This window comes from Nonomuraea sp. NPDC049649, from assembly GCF_040675175.1.
In the GTDB taxonomy this organism is placed as follows: domain Bacteria; phylum Actinomycetota; class Actinomycetes; order Streptosporangiales; family Streptosporangiaceae; genus Nonomuraea.
Genome location: NZ_JBFAOH010000016.1, coordinates 127,371 through 144,972, shown reverse-complemented (window position 1 = coordinate 144,972; position 17,602 = coordinate 127,371). Strand labels below are relative to the sequence as shown.

Below are 17,602 nucleotides of genomic sequence, written 5' to 3'. Positions count from 1 at the left end.
GCCGGCCGGCCGATCGGCCGGCCGGCCCCGGTTCTGCTGGGGTGGTGACCACGGTCGCGCGGACCGTGGTCACCGCCGGTGCGGTCAGCCGCAGCTGAGCGCCGGGTAGGCGGCGTCGTACGACGAGGTGACCTGCTCGCCGCCGATCGTCGCGACTCCCTCCACGGTCACCGTGCCGGCGTCGATCTGCCCGGCCCGGCTGTTGAAGGACTGGTACGCCCGCTTGCCCGGGGTAACGTCGGTCACGGTCTTCGATCCGTACGGGGTGGTCAGCGTCACCGTCACCGGCTCGTCGGAGCCGTTGACGGCCGTGACCGCCACGTACGCCGAGGTGCCGATGCAGCGGGACGAGGCGGAGACCGCCAGGTCGACCTGCGGCGCGGACCCTGAGATCGTCAGGGTCAGCGTCTTGGTCTCCTCGACGTTGCCCGCCTTGTCGGCCGAGCGGTAGCGCAGCTCGTGCTGCCCGTCGCCGGTCACGGTGACCGGTCCGGTGTAGGCGGTCCAGTCGCCGTCGTCGAGCTGGTACTCGGTCCTGTCGACCCCGCTGCCGCCGTCCTCGTCGGTGGCCTGCAGCGTGACCGACACCGGGCCGGTGAACGTGCCGCCCGCCGGCTCCTCCGGATCGGTGGTCGCCGTCGTCACCGGCGCGGTCGTGTCCTCGGCCGCCGCCTTGGCGAGGCGGAAGTAGTCGAACGTGACCTTCTTCGACGCCGACTGGTTGGTGCCGATCGTGTAGACGCCGACCCTGGCGTCGGTGGCCACCGCGCTGTTCTGCACCGTGGCGGGCAGTTCCGTCCAGGTCTCGCCGTCGGCGGAGTAGGACCCGGAGTACGTGTCGCCCTCCTTCTTGAGCCGCAGCCACCACACGCCGGTGGTGAGGTTGTTCGCCTGTGGCTGCGGGCTCTGCACGGTGCCGCCGACCTCGCTGCGCAGCTCGATGCTCCGGGCCACCGTCGACCCGGCCGCGTTGGTGGTGAGGAAGTCGAGCTTCACGTAGTCGTCGTCGCCGGTGTACACCATGAGGCCGCCCTGCTGGTACTGCTCGTCGAGGGCCGAGGCGTCCAGCTTGGTCTCCAGCGTCCAGTCGCCGGCCGGGGCCGGCTGCAGGATGAGGTTCTTCGGGCCGGTGTTGTCGGTCCCGTAGATGTCACCGGGCGTGGTGTCGAGCTCCAGCTTGCCGTCGCTCACGCGCATCGCCGTGGCGTCGGGGCGCACGATCGCGGTCCAGCGGCAGGCGTCGAGCTCGGTGCCGTCGAACTCGTCGTTCGGGTCCGGCCCGGTCGCGCTGTCGTCCGGCGTGATGTGGAACCAGTCGAAGGACGCGTCCACCACCGGGTGGTCGGCCCCCGCCAGCGAGAGCAGGCCGATCTTCGGGTCGGTGATCCCGGCGAGCGGCTTGGTCTCCGGCATCGCGGTGTACGTGCTGCCGTCGGCGGAGTAGTGGGCGGTGATGTTCGTTCCGTCGCTGATGAACCGCACGTACACCGTGTCGGGGTAGTCGTCCCCGAGAGTGGCCGTGTTGCTCTGCGACACCTCGTTGGGGTTGCCGTTCTCCTCCCGGATGAACTGGAAGATGCGGTCGGCGTGGTTCGGACCCGAGGTGGAGCGCGCCTGCAGCACCATCTTGGCGTAGTTGTCGTCGTCGCCGTAGATGATCAGGCCCGCCTGCTGGTACGCGTCCCGCGCGTCCAGCGTGAGCTTGGCGGTGGCGGTCCAGGCGCCCGACGGCGCCGGCTGCACCACGATGTTCGGCGTGTTGCCGCCCGTGCTGTAGATGTCGGTGGTCGAGGTCGGGATCACCAGGTTGCCGTCGGCGACCCTGAGGTCCTGGTTCTCCCTGATGACCGACCAGCGGTCCCGGTCGAGCTGGTCGCCCAGGAAGTCGTCGGAACGTCCGGTGAAGCACACCACGGGCGGCGCTTCCACCTTGATCTGGACCTGCGCGGTGGCCGACGCGCCCTTCTCGTCGGTCACGGTCACCACGGCCGTGTAGTTGCCCGGCGCGGTGTAGGTGTGGCTCGCCTCGGCCGTGGTGGGCTCCGGCGCGCCGGTCACGCCGAAGTTCCACTTGTAGGTGATCGGGTCGCCTTCCGGGTCGGAGGCCGTCGCCGCGAAGTCGACCGTCAGCGGGGCGACGCCCGTCGCCGGTGTCGCCGTCGCGGTCACGACCGGACGCTGGTTCTCCGTGGCGCCCTTGCCGACGAAGTCGACCCAGTTGAAGTTCGCCAGGTCGGCGTCGTTGGCCGCGCTCTCCGGCTTGCGTACGACGAAGTACAGCGGTCCGCTCTCCGTCGGCGCGCCGGTCACGTCGAGTGTGACGTCGGTGAACGTCTGCCAGCCGCCGGTGGGCGTCACCTCGGCCGAGCCGACCAGCGTGCCGGTCTCGGGGTCACCCGCCCTGACCTGGACGGTGCCGCCGGCGCCGCCCGAGGAGGCGCGCAGCCGGATCTCGGTGACGTTCGACAGGTTCACCGGGTCGAACGACCACCAGTCGCCGTCCTGGACGGACCCGATGTGCTGATTGCCGCCCTGCGGGTCGCTGGTGGCCTCGGCCTCGACACCCTCGGTGTCGGTGCCCAGGCCGTCGGCCACCCGGCCGGTCTGCGTGAAGTGCTCGGCCTGCTTGCGCTTGGGCTGCAGGAGGGTCTCGCCCCGCCCGGTCAGGGGCTTCGCGCCGTTGGCTCCCTCGTCGGTGTAGCTGGCCTCGATCACGTAGAAGAGGTTGTCGTACTCGCCGTGGCCGGCCTGCTGGGTCTGCAGGGTGCCCTCACAGCCCGTGTGCTGGTCGAGCGGGTGGCCGTGGCCATCGTGACCGAGGATCGCCTGAATCTGCACCTTGTCGCAGTCGACCGTGCCGTCCTCGGGGTCGGTGGCGGTCACCTTGAACTTCACCTGGTCACCGAACTCGAAGAAGTCGCCGTTCGGCGGGAGGTCCACCGTGACGGTGGGACGGGTGTTGCCCGCGCTGATCTCGACGCTGGCGGTGGCGGTCTTGCCGCCGGGGGTCGTGACGGTCAGGACCACGTTGTAGTCGCCGCCCTCCTCGTAGGTGTAGGAGGGGTTGGGGTCGGTGGAGTCGGTGTCGCCGTCGCCGTCGAGGTCCCACGCGAACGTGAGCGGCTCGCCGTCCGGGTCCCGGCTGCCCTCGCTGGAGAACGTGACGGCCAGCGGCAGCGGCCCGTCCGTCTTGTCCGCCGTGGCGCGGGCGATCGGCGGGCGGGTGCCCTTGGTGTACTCGATCCGGTAGATGCCGGAGTCGGAGTTGTCACCGCCGAAGCCGGAGCCCCACTCGATCATGTACAGCGCGCCGTCGGGGCCGAACTTCATGTCCATCGGCTTCTTGAACGACAGGGAGCCGAGGATGCGGTTCATCTCCACGAGCTCGGTGCCGCTCTCGTCGAGCTGGAACGACCACACCTGGTCGTTGTTCCACTCGCCGAACACGGCCTTGCCGTCCCAGTACTCCGGCCACTTCACATCCGACTGCAGGTCCGGGTCGGCGCGGTAGACGGGGCCGCCCATCGGCGCGCCGCCCCTCAGCTCCGGGAAGTTCTGCGGGTCGGCCGCGTAGTGGTACCAGACCGTCGCGGGCACCATCGCGGGCAGGTCGGTGAGGCCGTCGTTGTTCGGGGAGTCGTTGACCGGCGCGGTGCAGTCGAACGGCGCCCCCGACTGCTGGGTGGCGAAGTCGTAGTCGATGTACGGGGTGTTGTCGCCGACGCAGTAGGGCCAGCCGTAGTTGCCCGGCTCGGAGACGATGTTCCACTCGACCGTGTTCTGCGGGCCCCGGGTGGCGCTCGCCGAGCCGGCGTCGGGGCCGTACTCGCCGAGCATGATGTGGCCCGTCTTCGGGTCGAGGCCGATGCGGAACGGGTTGCGGAAGCCCATGCCGTAGATCTCCGGCCTGGTCTTCTCCGTGCCCGGCGGGAAGAGGTTGCCGGACGGGATGGTGTAGGTGCCGTCGGGCTCGGGGTGGATCCGCAGCAGCTTGCCGCTCAGGCTGTTGGTGTTGCCCGAGGTGCGCTGGGCGTCCCAGCTGGCGCGGCCGGACCGCTCGTCGATCGGCGTGTAGCCTTCGGAGGCGAACGGGTTGGTGTTGTCGCCCGTGCCCAGCCAGAGATCGCCGGTCTTGGGGTCCATCACCATGCCGCCGCCGTGATGGCAGCACTCGGCCCGCTGGACCGGGACGTCGAGGATCCGCGTCTCGCTCGCCAGGTCCAGGGTGTCGCCGGTGACGGTGAACCTGCTCAGCCGGTCGACGTTCTCCCCGGTGGGCGAGTAGAACAGGTACACCCAGTTGTTGGTGTCGAAGCCGGGGTCGAGCGCGAGCCCGAGCAGGCCGCTCTCGTTGGCGGTGAAGACGTCCAGCTTCGCCGCCGTCACGGTGCCGCCGGACGGCTTGATGATCTTGACATCGCCGAGCCGGTCGATGTAGAAGACCCGGCCGTCCTTCGCGACGTCCACCATCATCGGGTTCGAGGTGCTGTCGTCGAGTGTGACCTTCTCGAAGCTGCTGCTCTGCGAGGCCGAGCAGTCGGCCTTGACCGCGCCGGCGGCGGTCTGGATGCCGCCGAGGAGCAGCTTCAGGAAGTTGGGCTCGCTGTAGTTCTCCTTGAGGTGGCCGAGCCCGGTGTACCAGGAGCGGCCGCCGTCGTACTCGTGGCACCAGGTGTTCGGGTGGTCGGCGCCCATCGTGGCGCCGGTGTAGGACTTCTCGTCCACCGACGTCAGCACGTGGACCGTGCCGCGCGGGTTGGCCTGGTAGTCGTACCACTCGTCGGTACGGGTCCAGGTCGCCGGCAGGTCCTTCGTGGACGGGTGCGCCGGGTCCTCGACCTTGACCGTGGCCTGCTGGATCGCCGGGTGCGACTTGAAGTACGCCCCGACCAGCTCGCCGTACCACTCCCAGTTGTAGCCGCTGTCGGCGGCGGCGTGGACGCCGACGAAGCCGCCGCCGTTCTGGATATAGCGCTGGAAGGCGTCCTTCTGGTCCTGCGTGCCCAGCGGGTCACCGGTCGTGGACATGAAGACCACGGCCTGGTACTGGGCCAGGTTCTGGTCCGTGAACAGCGCGCTGTCCTCGGTGGTGTCGACCTCGAAGTTGTTCTCCTGGCCGAGTTGCTGCACGGCCGCGATGCCCTCGGGGATCGAGTCGTGCCGGAAGCCCGTCGTCTTCGAGAAGACGAGCACCTTGAACGCGGGCTCGGCCGCCGTGGCGGCCTCGGCGCTCACGGGCGCCGCGAGGAGGGTGACGAAGGGGGCGACGAGGGCCAAGGCCGTCGCCGTCGCGGTCCGGCGCCTCGGGCGCCGTCCGCGTGCTGGCAGGACCGCGTTGAGCAGCCTGGCCCACGTTCGATGACGTGGTGACATGGAAAACCCTTCCTGACCGGGGGGACGTCAGGCTCGGCGCGCGCCGCCGCGCTGTTGCCACTTGGTGGTAGCGGATGGTGCGGGGTGCTGGAGGGTGCCGTCTCCAGGCATGCGGGGCCGTCAGAGAGGGACCGGCCGGAGCGGTGAATCCATGATCGTCGTCGGGTTGTCGATGGTGTCGCCGACCACCATGCTGGCGGCGCCGCGGGAGGCGGCGCCGAAGCCGAGAGTGGAGGCGACGAACCGGCACTGGGCGGCGGGAGCGGCCACCACGAGCCGTTGCAGCTGATCCTGCGCGTGCGGCAGCAGCCACTGCGCCAGCGAGGCGAAGTAGCCGCCGATGACGATCACGCGCGGGTTGAACAGGTTGGCCAGGATCGAGCCGCCGAGCCCGAGCCACTTGCCGACCTGCGCCACCGCCGTCGTCATGCGCCGGTCGCCGGAGGCCAGGCCCCTGGCGAGGTCGGCCACCCGTTCGCCGGGGTCGGGCACCGGCATGCCGGGCAGCCCGTAGGCCTGCTCGGGCATGGCCGCGCGGACGAGCGCGGCCAGGCCGACCTTGGTCTCCCAGCACCCGATGCGGCCGCAGCCGCACTGGGCGCCGTTCGGGTCCACCTGCAGATGGCCGACCTCGCCGGAGAATCCGTCCGCGCCGCGCAGGAGCCGGCCGTCCAGGATGATGCCGCCGCCGACCCCGACCTCTCCGGTGAGGTACACCAGGTACGGTGTGCCGGCGGCGACGCCGTAGGTGTGCTCGGCCAGCGCGGCGAGGTTCGCGTCGTTGTCCACCCGCACGGGCACGCGCAGCGGGCCCAGCAGGGAGCTCAGCCGGTCGGCCAGGGGCAGGTCGTGCCAGTAGAGGTTCGGCGCGAGCGTCACGACGCCGCGCACCACGTCCACGAGCCCGGGGACCGCCACCACGATGCCGGCGGGCGACGCTCCGGCCCGCCGCATGGCCTCCACGGCCTCCCTGGCCACGAGCCCGAGCCGGCGCACGGCGCTGTCCGGGCCGCTGCCCATGGCGTCGTAGACGACCCGCCGCTCGACCAGGATCCGGCCGCTGAGGTCGGTGCCGTGGACCGCGATGTAGTCGACGTTGATCTCCATGCCGAGGGCGCCGACGTGGGCGCCGTGCAGCGCGACCGTCCGTCTGGGGCGGCCGACCGTGCCGACGTGCTCGACGCCGACTTCGCGTACGAGACGCCGTTCGAGGAGCTCGGCCATGAGGTTGGACACGGTGGCCCGGTGCAGCCCGGTCGCCTCGGCGATGTGGGCGCGAGACAGGGACTTGTGGTCGCGCAGCTCGCGCAGCACCAGGGAGAGGTTCGCCCGGCGCAGCGCGGCGGGACCCGCCGCCGGAGCGCCGCCCGGAGCACGGTTGGGCGGCTTGTACGTCATGGGTACCACCCGCCCCTTTGTTTATCTTTGAGATCAATTAATTGGAGTTGTAACACGCGCGCGCACGAATGGCCACCCCTCCCATTCGTAACGAGTTGGCATCACTGAAATCCCCGCATTTCAGTGGCCGGCGCGACGCCAGTTATCGGAACGTTACACAAGTTGCAACCGGTTTCCCCCTTGTGTCCTCAGGGGTCGTCCCCTTTAATTCGGGGCTAGCCATCCGCATGATCGAGGAGGAGCGTGGACCACAACCGGGCCGCCGGCCGCACGCCCACCTCGGCGAGTCGCGACGGACCCGCGGTTCAGGTCAACCCCCGGCCCCTTGCGCGGCATCATGTGAGCGCTAACAGCGGGCTCCGGCGGACGGACGCCGCCGTGTCCCTGCCCCGCCGTGCCTTTCCCGTGCTCCTCTCCCCCAGAACGTCCCGCCCGCCTGATCGGCCGTACGAGCCGCAGCGGCACCGTTGACGCCGACCTCGGTGCCATCGCGGCGGTGCCAACCGGTGCCGTCAGGCGGGCGGGCACGCCCCACCGAACCGAGGAGGCCCTGTGCCGCGGTCAGCATCCGGCTCGGGAATCGTCGAGCCGTTCCCGGCGGGTGCGGGTCACCGAGCCGGACCACCCGCACAGCGGGCGCGCCCGGCGGCCTCGGATACGAGTACGCCTTCGTCCACGAGACGAAGGATTTCCTGGAGGCGACCGCCGCCGGCGCCGACCCCCCTCCCCGTCCTTCGAGGACGGCCTGCGGGTGCGGCGCGTGCCGGCGGCCCGCCGAGCAGAGCGCGGCTGAGGCAGCCGCTTGACGATTGAGGAGAATCATGACGAGACCGGTCACGTTGTTCACCGGGCAGTGGGCGGACCTGCCGTTCGAGGAGGTCTGCCGGCTGGCGTCCGAATGGGGCTACGACGGCCTGGAGATCGCCTGCTGGGGCGATCACTTCGAGGTCGACAAGGCCGTCGCGGACGACTCCTACATCGAACGCAAGAAGGAGACGCTGGCCAAGTACAACCTCGGCGTGTGGACGATCTCCAACCACCTGGTCGGCCAGGCCGTCTGCGACGACCCCATCGACGAGCGCCACAAGGGCATCCTGCCCGCCCGCATCTGGGGCGACGGCGAGCCCGAAGGCGTCCGCCGGCGCGCCGCCGAGGAGATGAAGGACACCGCCAGGGCCGCCCGCGCGCTCGGCGTCGACACCGTCGTCGGCTTCACCGGCTCGTCGATCTGGCACACGCTGGCGATGTTCCCGCCGGTGCCCCCGTCCATGATCGAGGCGGGGTACGCCGACTTCGCCGACCGCTGGAACCCGATCCTCGACGTCTTCGACGAGGTCGGCGTGCGCTTCGCCCACGAGGTGCACCCCAGCGAGATCGCCTACGACTACCACACGACGGTGCGCACGCTGGAGGCCATCGGGCACCGGCCGGCCTTCGGCCTGAACTGGGACCCCTCGCACATGGTGTGGCAGGACCTGGACCCGGCGGGCTTCATCCTCGACTTCGCCGACCGCATCTACCACGTGGACTGCAAGGACGCCCGCGTCGCCGCCCGCGACGGACGGCGCGGCCGCCTGTCCTCCCACCTGGCCTGGGCCGACCCCAGGCGCGGCTGGGACTTCGTGTCCACCGGCCGCGGCGACGTGCCGTGGGAGGCGTGCTTCCGGGCGCTCAACCACATCGGCTATGAGGGCCCGATCTCCATCGAGTGGGAGGACGCGGGCATGGACCGGCTGCACGGCGCGCCGGAATCCCTCGCCTACATCCGCTCGCTCAACGCCATCACCCCGCCGGCCGCCGCCTTCGACGCCGCCTTCTCCTCCGGGTGACGCCGTTCCGCCTGGGCGGCGGCCACAGGGCCGCCGCCCAGGCGGAACCACCGCGTTCGGCACGCCTGCCGGTCGGGCTACGTCTGCAAGAAGACGGCGCGCTGCTGATGGCCGCAAGACCGGAATCTCCGGGTTTCGGGCACCCACTCGTCATGTCACCTCATACAGCGAGGTGGGCGGGTGGCCATTGTGGCTTTTGTGGCCGCGGCCGGTCTGGTGGGCACGCAGCCGTGAGTTATGCCGGGGAAATGGGCGGCTCCTATTTAGGCGTAGTGGACAATTTCCGATACCCAGGGAGAGTCGTCCGATTAAAGGACGGTCACTATTTCTGCTCCGGAATCAGGACGTGCCGGGTTCGGTCCCCGAGCCAGGCCGCTTCGAGGATCGCGGTCAGGCTGGCGGTGTCGGTCGGGCCCGGATGGTTCTGGATCAGGCGGGTGACACCGCTGGCCATCTCCGCGAAGCGCGGGAGGTCGGCGCGTGCCACGCCGATGTCCGCCAAGGTCGCGGGGATGCCGATGTCGGCGAGGAGCCCGTCGAGCCAGGTGAGGAACATGTCCGCGGCCTCGGCGTCCGAGGCGCCGGTCACGTCGAGCCCGCACACCCGGGCGAGGGTGGCCAGCCGGTCGCCGATGGCGTCCCTGGCCGCGTCCAGCGCGTAGGGCAGCAGCAGCCCGACGCCCAGGCCGTGCGGGGTGTGGGTGGCCGCGCCGATGGGGTACTGGAGAGCGTGCGGAGCCGCGTTGCCCGCGTGGGAGAACGCGAGCCCGGCCAGCATGGCCCCATAGGACATGTCCGCGCGCGCGTCCTTGTCGCCTCCGTCCCTGACGGCATGGGGCAGGCTGCGGGCGATCCGCTCCGCGGCCAGGAGCGCGTAGTGATCGGTGATCGAGTTGCGGCCGAGGAAGACCTGCTCCACCGGGTCGCGCGGTTCGTGGGCCCGGGGCCGCGCGGTGTAGCTCTCCACCGCGTGACAGAACGCGTCGATGCCGCAGTGGGCGGTGACGGTCGCGGGGCAGGTGTAGGTGAGCTCGGGGTCGACGATGGCGAAGTCGGGCACGATGTGGACGCTGGAGACGCCCACCTTCAGCTCGCGGTCGGGGTCGGTCAGCACCGAGACGGGCGTGAGCTCGGAGCCGGTGCCTGACGTCGTCGGGACCGCGACGAGAGGAATCGTCGGCCCGGGCACCTTCGACTCGCCGTAGAAGTCGCGCGGCGTCCCGCCATGACACCGGATGACGCCCACGATCTTGGCGAGATCGATCACCGTGCCGCCGCCGATGGCGAGCAGGACGTCGGCGTCCACCTCCGCGGCGGCCGAGACGGCCAGGGCGACATCGGCGAGCGGCACGTCCGGAGTCACGTCGGCGAACACCTCGACGACCTCGGCCTTCTCCCGCACGGCGGCCACGATCTCGGCCACGCCCGGCTGCCCCAGAAGAACCCGGTCGGTCACGACGAGGACTCGCGAGCCGCACTCGGCCACCACACGCGGGATGTTCTGCGCGACCCCTTCGCCCACTATCAGCTGGCGTGGCCCGCGGACGGTCTCAAGCATGTCAGTGCCTCTCTGGAACGTCGGAGGTGATGTGCTGAGCGAGACCGGGACGGCGATCGCCCCGTCCACCGCCGCGGCCGCGTCCGTGGCGCGCGCACCTGCGGGACCGACGGCGTCCCCGGGCACCTCGCGGGCCGGTCACGGCAGGCCGATCGCCGCGTAGGTGACGTCGAGGTACTCGAGGATGCCCTCGTGCGACCCCTCCTTGCCGATCCCGGACTGTTTCACGCCTCCGAACGGAGCCGACGGGTCCGAGATCAGACCGCGGTTGACGCCGACCATCCCCGTCTCCAGCCCCTCGGTGAACCGGAGCGCCCGCTGGAGGTCACGGGTGAAGACGTATCCGACGAGGCCGTGCTCGGTGTCGTTGGCCTTCGCCATCACCTCGTCGTCGGACGTGAACGAGATGATCGGCGCCACCGGGCCGAAGATCTCCGTCTCCAGCATCCGCGCGTCCTCGGGCACGTCGACGAGGACCGTGGGCGGATAGAAGCAGCCCGGCCCGTCCGGGCGCTCGCCGCCCACCAGGACACGGGCGCCGCGATCGACCGCGTCGGCGACGAGCTCGTCGATCCTGGTGACCGACGCCTCGTCGATCAACGCCCCGACGTCCACGCCGTCGTCGAGACCGTGGCCCATCGAGAGCGCGCCCATCCGCTCGGCGAAGCGCGCCGCGAACTCCTCTCGTACGGGCTCCTCGACGTAGATGCGGTTGGCCGCGATGCAGGATTCCCCGATGTTGCGCATCTTGGCCACCATGGCGCCGTCGACCGCGACGTCCAGGTCCGCGTCGGCACACACGATCAAGGCCGCGTTGCCGCCCAGCTCCATGGAGGTGCGCAGCACGTTGTCCGCCGCCTGCCGGAGGAGCACGCGCCCGACCTCCGTCGACCCGGTGAACGAGAGCTTGCGGGTCCGGCGGTCGGCCAGCAGCGCTGAGACGACCTCGCCGGCACGCTTGGTCGTCACGACGTTGACGACGCCCGGGGGAACTCCGGCCTCCTCCATGATGCGGGCCAGGAACAGCATGGTGAGCGGCGTCTGGGACGCCGGCTTGGTGATCGTCGTGCAGCCCGCCGCCAGCGCAGGAGCGATCTTGCGGGCGCCCATCGCCAGCGGAAAGTTCCAGGGCGTCACGAAGACGCACGGTCCGACCGGCTTCGGCACGGTGAGGATGCGGTATCCGCCGGCGGGAGCGGTGTTGTAGCGCCCCTCGACGCGCACCGCCTCCTCGGCGAACCAGCGGAAGAACTCGGCGCCGTAGGCCACCTCTCCGCGAGCCTCGGCGAGCGGCTTGCCCATCTCGAGCGTGATCAGCCGGGCGACCTCCTCGGAGCGCTCGGTCAGTGCCCGGTACGTCGCGGTCAGCAGTTCCGACCGTTTTCGCGGCGGGGTCGCCGCCCACTCCGCCATCGCCTCGGCCGCCGCGCCCAGAGCGGCGAGCCCGTCGGCGACGCCGGCGTCCGCCACCTCGGCGATGGTCTTGCCTGTGGCCGGGTCCTCGACGGCGAAGGTGGCTCCGCCGGCGGCGTCGCGCCAGGCGTCGCCGATCCGGAGCCGCCGGTGCTCGGGGGCCAGGACGTTCATCGGGTCACTCATTGCGTCGCCTCCTGTGATGTTCCTGATGATGTCCGGCGTGACCTCGGCGATCGCGCCCTGCGCGATTACCTCCCGGCCTCGGACAGCGCCAGCCCGGTGCCCGCGTCGAACAGGTGCGCGCGGTCCAGGTCGACCGTGACGAGCAGCCGCTCCCCCGGCGTACCGGTGACGGTGGCTCGTGCCTTCACCTTGAGGATCTCCTTCCCCACCCGGACGTCGACCACCGTCCGGTCACCGAGCGGCTCAAGGCCGTAGAGCTCACCTGACAGCGACGCGTCCCCGCGCCGCTCGACGGACAGGTCCTCCGCGCGCAGGCCCAGCAGCAGCGGACGACCGTCCTCAGCCGTGGTCCAGCGGGGCCGCGGCAGCGTCCAGCCTTCCGCCCCGATGAGACGATCCCCCTCGGCGTGGCAGGGGAGCAGGCTGATCGGCGGGCTCCCCACGAATCCCGCGACCCACTGATTGGCCGGTCGCTCGTACACTTCGGCCGGCGTTCCGACCTGTTGCACCTTCCCTTCCTTGAGGACCGCGACCTGGTCGGCCATGGACAGGGCCTCGACCTGGTCGTTGGTCACGTAGACGAAGGTCGCTCCGAGGCTCCGGTGGATGCGGGCGAGCTCGGTGCGCATCTCGACGCGGAGCTTGAGATCGAGGTTCGTCAGCGGCTCGTCCATGAGAAACGCGCGCGGGCGGCGTACCAGCGCCCGGGCGAGGGCGACACGCTGCATCTCACCGCCCGACAGCTGCGCCGGACGGCGCTGCAGCAGACGTTCGATGTGCAGCAGGCCCGAGATCCGCTCGACGGCGGCGGCGATCTCGCTCGCGGAGCAGCGGCGTGCCCGCAGCGGCGAGGCGATGTTCTCGTACGCCGTGTGCCGCGGGTAGAGGGCGTAGTTCTGGAAGACCATGGCCAGGTCGCGTGCGGCCGGGGTGTCACCGGTCGCGTCCCTCCCGTCCAGATGCACCGACCCGGCGTCGAGCTTCTCCAGGCCGGCGATCGCTCGCAGGGTCGTCGTCTTGCCCGCCCCGGAGGGTCCGAGCACGACGAAGAACGATCCGTCCGGCACGTCCAGCGTCACCCCGTCCAGGGCCTGGACCTTGCCGAAGGACTTGCGCAGCCCGTGCGCTGCCACGGTTCCCATCAGGCCACCAGCTCTTCCGTGCTCTCGTCGTAGACCGCCGGGGTCCCGCCGATGTGCCGCAGCCCGACCGGTGCGTCAGCGGCGAAACGGACAGTCGGCGGCATCCGAACCCGTACGTCCCGCTGGCCGCCGTGGTCGACCACGTAGATGATTTCGTCGCCGAGCCACTCCGCCGAGACCAGGCGGGCCGGGACCGAACCTTCCGCCCCTGGCTCTGTGACTTCCAGCGCCTCCGGCCGTACACCCGCGACCAGGCCACGGTCGCGCGTCAGGCCGGGTGGTGGCGTGAAGACCAGTCCGTCCTTGCTGCGCAGCTTCCCGTCGGCCAGCTCCACCTCGATCAGGTTCATCGGCGGGGAGCCGATGAACGCGGCGCAGAAAAGACTCGCCGGACGGTCGTAGACCTCCAGCGGCGTGCCGATCTGCTCGACGCGGCCCTTGTTGAGGATGGCGATCCTGTGACCGAGCGACATGGCCTCGACCTGGTCGTGGGTGACGTAGACCATCGTCGTCCCCAGTTCCCCCTGCAGGTGCTTGATCTCCGTGCGCATGTCCGCCCTCAGCTCCGCGTCCAGGTTGGTGAGAGGCTCGTCCATGAGGAACGCGCGCGGCCGTCGCACCAGGGCGCGGGCGAGCGCGACGCGCTGCTGCTCCCCGCCGGACAGCCGGCGCGGCCGCCGGTCCAGGAGCGGACCGAGCCGCATCAGCCGGGCGGCCTCGTCGACCCGCTCGCGCACCTCGGCCTTGGGCAGTCCCTCGGCCCGCAGGGGGAACGCCAGGTTGTCGCGGGTTCTCAGATGCGGGTAGAGAGCGTAGAACTGGAACACCATGGCGATGTCACGCTCGGCGGGCGGCAGGTCGTTGACCAGCGTGTCGCCGATGCGGATGTCGCCCGTCGTCTGCCTCTCCAGACCGGCTATGGCCCGCAGCGTGGTCGTCTTGCCGCAGCCCGAAGGGCCGAGCATCACGAACAGCTCGCCGTCGCGGATGGACAGGTCCACGTGCTCGACCGCGACCGTCCCGTCCGGGTAGCGCTTGTGCAGGGCGGTCACCTCGATGCCCGCCATCAGCGTCGCACCGCCCCGAGCGTCACACCGGCGACGAGGTGCTTGCGCACCAGGTAGGCGAAGACGAGCACCGGCAGGGCGAACACCACGGAGGCGGCGGCCACCAGACCCCAGTCCACGGTGGTTCCGCCGATGAGGCCGGCGATGGCGGGCGGGGCCGTCCGCACGCTGTCGCTTGAGGTGAGGAAGATGGCGAACACGAACTCGTTCCACGAGAAGATGAGGGCGAAGACCGCCGTCGCGGCGATGCCGGGCACGAGCAGGGGAAGGGTGAAGCGCCAGAACGCCTGCAATCGGGTGTAGCCGTCGAGCATGGCGGCGTCCTCGTACTCCGCGGGCACCTCGTCGACGAACCCCTTCATCATCCAGATCGTGAACGGGACGTTGAACGCGGCGTAGATGAGGATCAGGCCGAGCTTGGTGTCGATGAGCCCGATCTGGCGGTACATGAGAAAGATCGGGATCACGACCACCACGGGCGGCATGAAGCGGGTGGACAGGATGAAGAACAACTGGTCCTTCTTGGCCTTCACGGAGAAGCGCGAGTAGGCCCAGGCCGCCGGGACCCCCAGCACGGTGGCCAGCGCCGTGGAGGCCCCGGCGACCACGACGGAGTTGAGGAACGCGCCGGACAGGGTCGAGCGGCCGCCGCCGGAGGAGACGAACACGTCCTTGTAATGGTCCAGGGTGACCGTGAAGTCGAAGAACTTGGCCGGGATGGCGTAGACGTCCCGGTTCTCCTTGATGGACGTCTCGATCATCCACAGCACCGGGAAGAGCATCACGACGGCCAGCACCGTCAGCAGCACGACCTCCAGCGCGGAGCGGCCCCGGCCGCCGAAGCGGCGTGCGGGGGCCCCGCGATCCCGGGCAGGACGTGCGGACACGGCCTCGTCGACGGAGACTGCCATCAGTCCTCCTTGAGCTTGTTCAGGTAGCGCAGGTAGAGCTGTGTGAGGACGATGACGACGAGGATCATCAGGATCCCGTACGCCGAGGCGGTTCCGGTGTTGAAGCCGAGGAACGCGACCTTGTAGACGTGGAACGACAGCGTCTCGGTGGAGACCCCCGGGCCTCCGCTGGTGAGGATGTAGACGAGGTCGAACAGCCGGAAGGCCTCGATGGCCCTGAACAGCACGGCGATGAGGAGCAGCGGCCACACCAGCGGAAGAGTGATGGTGCGGAACCGGAACCACTCGGACGCCCGATCGATCGAGGCGGCCTCGTACAGGTACTTCGGAACCGCGGTGAGGCCCGCGAGCGCGATGAGCATGATGAACGGCGTCCACTGCCAGGTGTCGACCAGGATCAGGGAGAGCAGCGCGGTCCGCTGCCCGGTGAGCCACTCCACCGGCCCCAGGCCGAGCGAGCCGAGCATGCTGTTGATCACGCCGAACTGCGCGTCGAGCATGAATCGCCAGAACAGCCCGACCACGACCGGCGACAGCATCATCGGCACCAGGAACAGCGTGGTCAGCAGTCCTCGCCCGTGCGTGCGCCGTGAGATCAGGTAGGCGATGGCGAAACCGAGCACGGTCTGCAGGGTGACCGCGCCGACCACGTAGATCAACGTCGTCAGGGTCCTCTGGTGGACCTGCTCCGAAGCCAGGATGGCGGTGTAGTTCCCGAACCCGACGAAGTTGGCCGGCCCCCCGCGGGTGGCCGAGTAGTCGGTGAAAGACAGGTACAGCGCCCACAGCAACGGGAACACCGACATGGCGAGCAACAGCAGCAGCGCGGGCGAGGTGAAGGCCACGGCGAGCCCGCGGTCGCTCAGGCGGCGGGACCGGCCCGGTGCAGGCGGCGTCGCGGACGCCGCCTGCCCGGGCCGGCCGGTCGTCAGGGGGGCGGGGTCACTCACAGGCCGCCGCCGCCCTTCCCGCTGGCGGCGTCGAGCACGCTCTGCTGCTCCTTGGCGATGTCGTCGAGCGCCTCCTTCGGCGACTTCGCGCCGTTGAGCGCCGCGTTCACATTGGTGTTCTCGATGTCGACGAGGCGCGCGTACTCGGGCACATTCCACATGTCCCGCATCCGCGGCACCGAGTCGGTGTACACCTGGTTGAACGGCGCGGCGTCGAGGAACTCGGGCGACTCCAGGGCGTCCGTACGCGAGGGCACGCCACCGGCCGCGGCCCACTTCTTCTGGATGTCAGCCTGCTCGAACCACTTCATGAAGTTCAGGGCCTCCATCTGGTTCGCCTCGGGGGAATAGGCCGACACGTGCATCCCCATGCCGCCGAGAGGCACCAGGTTCGTCTTCTGGCTCGGCAGGGCGGCGAAACCCAGCTTGTCGAGGATCTCCTCCCGCGTGGTGCCGAGCGTCGACTCCTTCGGGTCGAGCAGGCCGCCGCTCGCGGCGATCCAGTTGAACGCGATGCAGGCCTTGCCCTGGGCGACCGCCGCGTTCACCTCGTCGATGAACCAGTTGCCGGAGCCCTTGGCGGTCAGCGGCTTCATCTTGTTGACCAGGACGTCCATCGCCTCCTGGCCCGCGGCGTCGTTGAGGACGCCGTCGATCTTGCGCGTCTTGGGGTCCCAGAGGTTGCCGCCGTAGACGCCGTTGACCGTGTTGTAGGTGACGGCCGCGGCGTCGGAGCCGTTGGCCTGGTGGAAGGCCAGCCCGCTGACGCCGGGGTTGTCCGCCTGGCACTTCTCGGCGACCGAGATCATCTCGTCCCAGGTCTGCGGCGGCTGGTCGCCGATCAGGTCCTTACGGTAGATCATCGTCCAGGTGTCGCCGAGCAGCGGCAGTCCGTACATGCTGGCGTTCTCGTCGCGTTGCCCGGTCTCCGCCTGGGGGAACTGGCCGTAGGCCGCCAGGAGGTACGGGTCGTACGCATCGACCTCGATGTTCTCCTTGACGAAGTCGGTGATGTCCAGGATGTTGCCGTTCGTCACGGCTTCGCCGATGTGCTGCGAGTCCAGGATCGGGATGTCGAAGTCGGTCTTGTGCGCGGCGAACTGGGTGAACATCGCGTCGTGCCAGTTCGCGTTCGGCACGGTCTTGACCTTGACGGTGACGTTCGGCCGCTCCTTGGCGTACTCCGCGTTCGCGAAGTCCTCCAGCGCGTGGGCGGGGGGCCAGTCGAACCAGATGAAGCTGAGGGTCAGCGGATCCTTGGTGAGCTCCGGGATGGTCGCCGGCGCCTTGGGGGCGCTGTCGTTCTGGCCGCCGCCGCAGGCCACCACGGTCGTGGCCACCAGCATGGCCGCCGTCGCCAGCCCCACCTTTCCACCGGGAACGGACAGTCGTCCTCTTCGCTTGGGATACCGCATCTTCCTGCCTGCTTTCTGGGCGGGGACTTCTGGAGCCTTGCTGCGTGCTTCGTCGAGCGGTTGCTGGGTTGTTCACGCGTGTCGCCGGCTGTCGCAGGGGCTGACCCGCGGACCGGCGTCACGCGTACGCCGCGACGTGATGGGACTGTGAGCAGTCGAGAAGTCCTTCGGCCCTTGTGCGGCCCGGCTGCGAACCGAGCAGGACGTCGAGCATGCTCATGAAAGCTCCAACTGATCGAAGCGGAGCGATGGCGGACGGTTCCCCGATGAGTGAGGATGGCTGGCATCCGCCACCTTTCCTATACGATCCGATCGGGAGCGTCAACGTCCCGCAGTATGGCGGCCGAAGTCAACAGGTTC

The 17,602-nt window shown here is 69.8% G+C and carries 11 protein-coding genes; 2 read left to right on the top strand and 9 right to left on the bottom strand.

What is annotated here, in order from left to right; translation table 11 throughout:
- Positions 1-84: 84 nt before the first annotated feature.
- Both AB0J42_RS21560 and AB0J42_RS21555 read right to left on the bottom strand, forming a co-directional pair.
- Positions 85-5,277: a ThuA domain-containing protein gene (locus AB0J42_RS21560; RefSeq protein ID WP_364297002.1), complete on the bottom strand. Its 5,193-nt coding sequence runs from the start codon at positions 5,275-5,277 to the stop codon at positions 85-87.
- Between the two features lie 216 nt (positions 5,278-5,493).
- A complete protein-coding gene (locus AB0J42_RS21555) occupies positions 5,494-6,771 on the bottom strand; it encodes an ROK family transcriptional regulator (RefSeq protein ID WP_364297000.1) in 1,278 nt (425 codons plus the stop codon).
- 821 nt (positions 6,772-7,592) lie between these two features.
- Between AB0J42_RS21555 and AB0J42_RS21550 the strand changes: the two genes are divergently transcribed.
- Positions 7,593-8,600, top strand: a complete 1,008-nt coding sequence (locus AB0J42_RS21550; protein ID WP_364296998.1) for a sugar phosphate isomerase/epimerase family protein — start codon at positions 7,593-7,595, stop codon at positions 8,598-8,600.
- A 322-nt stretch (positions 8,601-8,922) separates the two neighbouring features.
- On the opposite strand, the gene AB0J42_RS21545 is transcribed toward AB0J42_RS21550, so the two are convergent.
- Complete coding sequence (locus tag AB0J42_RS21545; protein ID WP_364296996.1) at positions 8,923-10,158, bottom strand: iron-containing alcohol dehydrogenase; 1,236 nt, start codon at positions 10,156-10,158, stop codon at positions 8,923-8,925.
- Between AB0J42_RS21545 and AB0J42_RS21540 the strand changes: the two genes are divergently transcribed.
- Positions 10,157-10,321, top strand: coding sequence for a hypothetical protein (locus AB0J42_RS21540; protein ID WP_364296994.1), 165 nt, complete (start codon positions 10,157-10,159; stop codon positions 10,319-10,321). The genes AB0J42_RS21545 and AB0J42_RS21540 overlap by 2 nt on opposite strands.
- Here AB0J42_RS21540 and AB0J42_RS21535 read toward each other — a convergent pair.
- The 6 genes from AB0J42_RS21535 to AB0J42_RS21510 form a co-directional block, all read right to left on the bottom strand.
- Positions 10,297-11,757: an NAD-dependent succinate-semialdehyde dehydrogenase gene (locus tag AB0J42_RS21535; RefSeq protein ID WP_364296992.1), complete on the bottom strand. Its 1,461-nt coding sequence runs from the start codon at positions 11,755-11,757 to the stop codon at positions 10,297-10,299. The two genes, AB0J42_RS21540 and AB0J42_RS21535, sit on opposite strands and share 25 nt — an antisense overlap.
- Positions 11,758-11,822: 65 nt before the next feature.
- A complete protein-coding gene (locus AB0J42_RS21530; RefSeq protein ID WP_364296990.1) occupies positions 11,823-12,899 on the bottom strand; it encodes an ABC transporter ATP-binding protein in 1,077 nt (358 codons plus the stop codon).
- The gene (locus AB0J42_RS21525) at positions 12,899-13,966 is read right to left on the bottom strand and encodes an ATP-binding cassette domain-containing protein (RefSeq protein WP_364296988.1); all 1,068 of its coding nucleotides are present in this window, start codon (positions 13,964-13,966) and stop codon (positions 12,899-12,901) included. Before AB0J42_RS21525 ends, AB0J42_RS21530 begins: the two co-directional genes overlap by 1 nt.
- Entirely contained in the window at positions 13,966-14,877 is a 912-nt protein-coding gene (locus tag AB0J42_RS21520; RefSeq protein WP_364296986.1) for a carbohydrate ABC transporter permease, read from the bottom strand. Before AB0J42_RS21520 ends, AB0J42_RS21525 begins: the two co-directional genes overlap by 1 nt.
- The gene (locus tag AB0J42_RS21515) at positions 14,877-15,827 is read right to left on the bottom strand and encodes a sugar ABC transporter permease (RefSeq protein WP_364296984.1); all 951 of its coding nucleotides are present in this window, start codon (positions 15,825-15,827) and stop codon (positions 14,877-14,879) included. Before AB0J42_RS21515 ends, AB0J42_RS21520 begins: the two co-directional genes overlap by 1 nt.
- A complete protein-coding gene (locus tag AB0J42_RS21510) occupies positions 15,824-17,194 on the bottom strand; it encodes an extracellular solute-binding protein (protein ID WP_364296982.1) in 1,371 nt (456 codons plus the stop codon). The genes AB0J42_RS21515 and AB0J42_RS21510 overlap by 4 nt, the downstream gene beginning before the upstream one ends.
- Between the last annotated feature and the right edge of the window lie 408 nt (positions 17,195-17,602).

Coding starts and splice junctions, on each gene's coding strand:
- AB0J42_RS21555 (WP_364297000.1), bottom strand. CDS start 6,771: ATGACGTACAAGCCGCCCAACCGTGCTCCGGGCGGCGCTCCGGCGGCG.
- AB0J42_RS21550 (WP_364296998.1), top strand. CDS start 7,593: ATGACGAGACCGGTCACGTTGTTCACCGGGCAGTGGGCGGACCTGCCG.
- AB0J42_RS21540 (WP_364296994.1), top strand. CDS start 10,157: ATGTCAGTGCCTCTCTGGAACGTCGGAGGTGATGTGCTGAGCGAGACC.
- AB0J42_RS21545 (WP_364296996.1), bottom strand. CDS start 10,158: ATGCTTGAGACCGTCCGCGGGCCACGCCAGCTGATAGTGGGCGAAGGG.
- AB0J42_RS21535 (WP_364296992.1), bottom strand. CDS start 11,757: ATGAGTGACCCGATGAACGTCCTGGCCCCCGAGCACCGGCGGCTCCGG.
- AB0J42_RS21530 (WP_364296990.1), bottom strand. CDS start 12,899: ATGGGAACCGTGGCAGCGCACGGGCTGCGCAAGTCCTTCGGCAAGGTC.
- AB0J42_RS21525 (WP_364296988.1), bottom strand. CDS start 13,966: ATGGCGGGCATCGAGGTGACCGCCCTGCACAAGCGCTACCCGGACGGG.
- AB0J42_RS21520 (WP_364296986.1), bottom strand. CDS start 14,877: ATGGCAGTCTCCGTCGACGAGGCCGTGTCCGCACGTCCTGCCCGGGAT.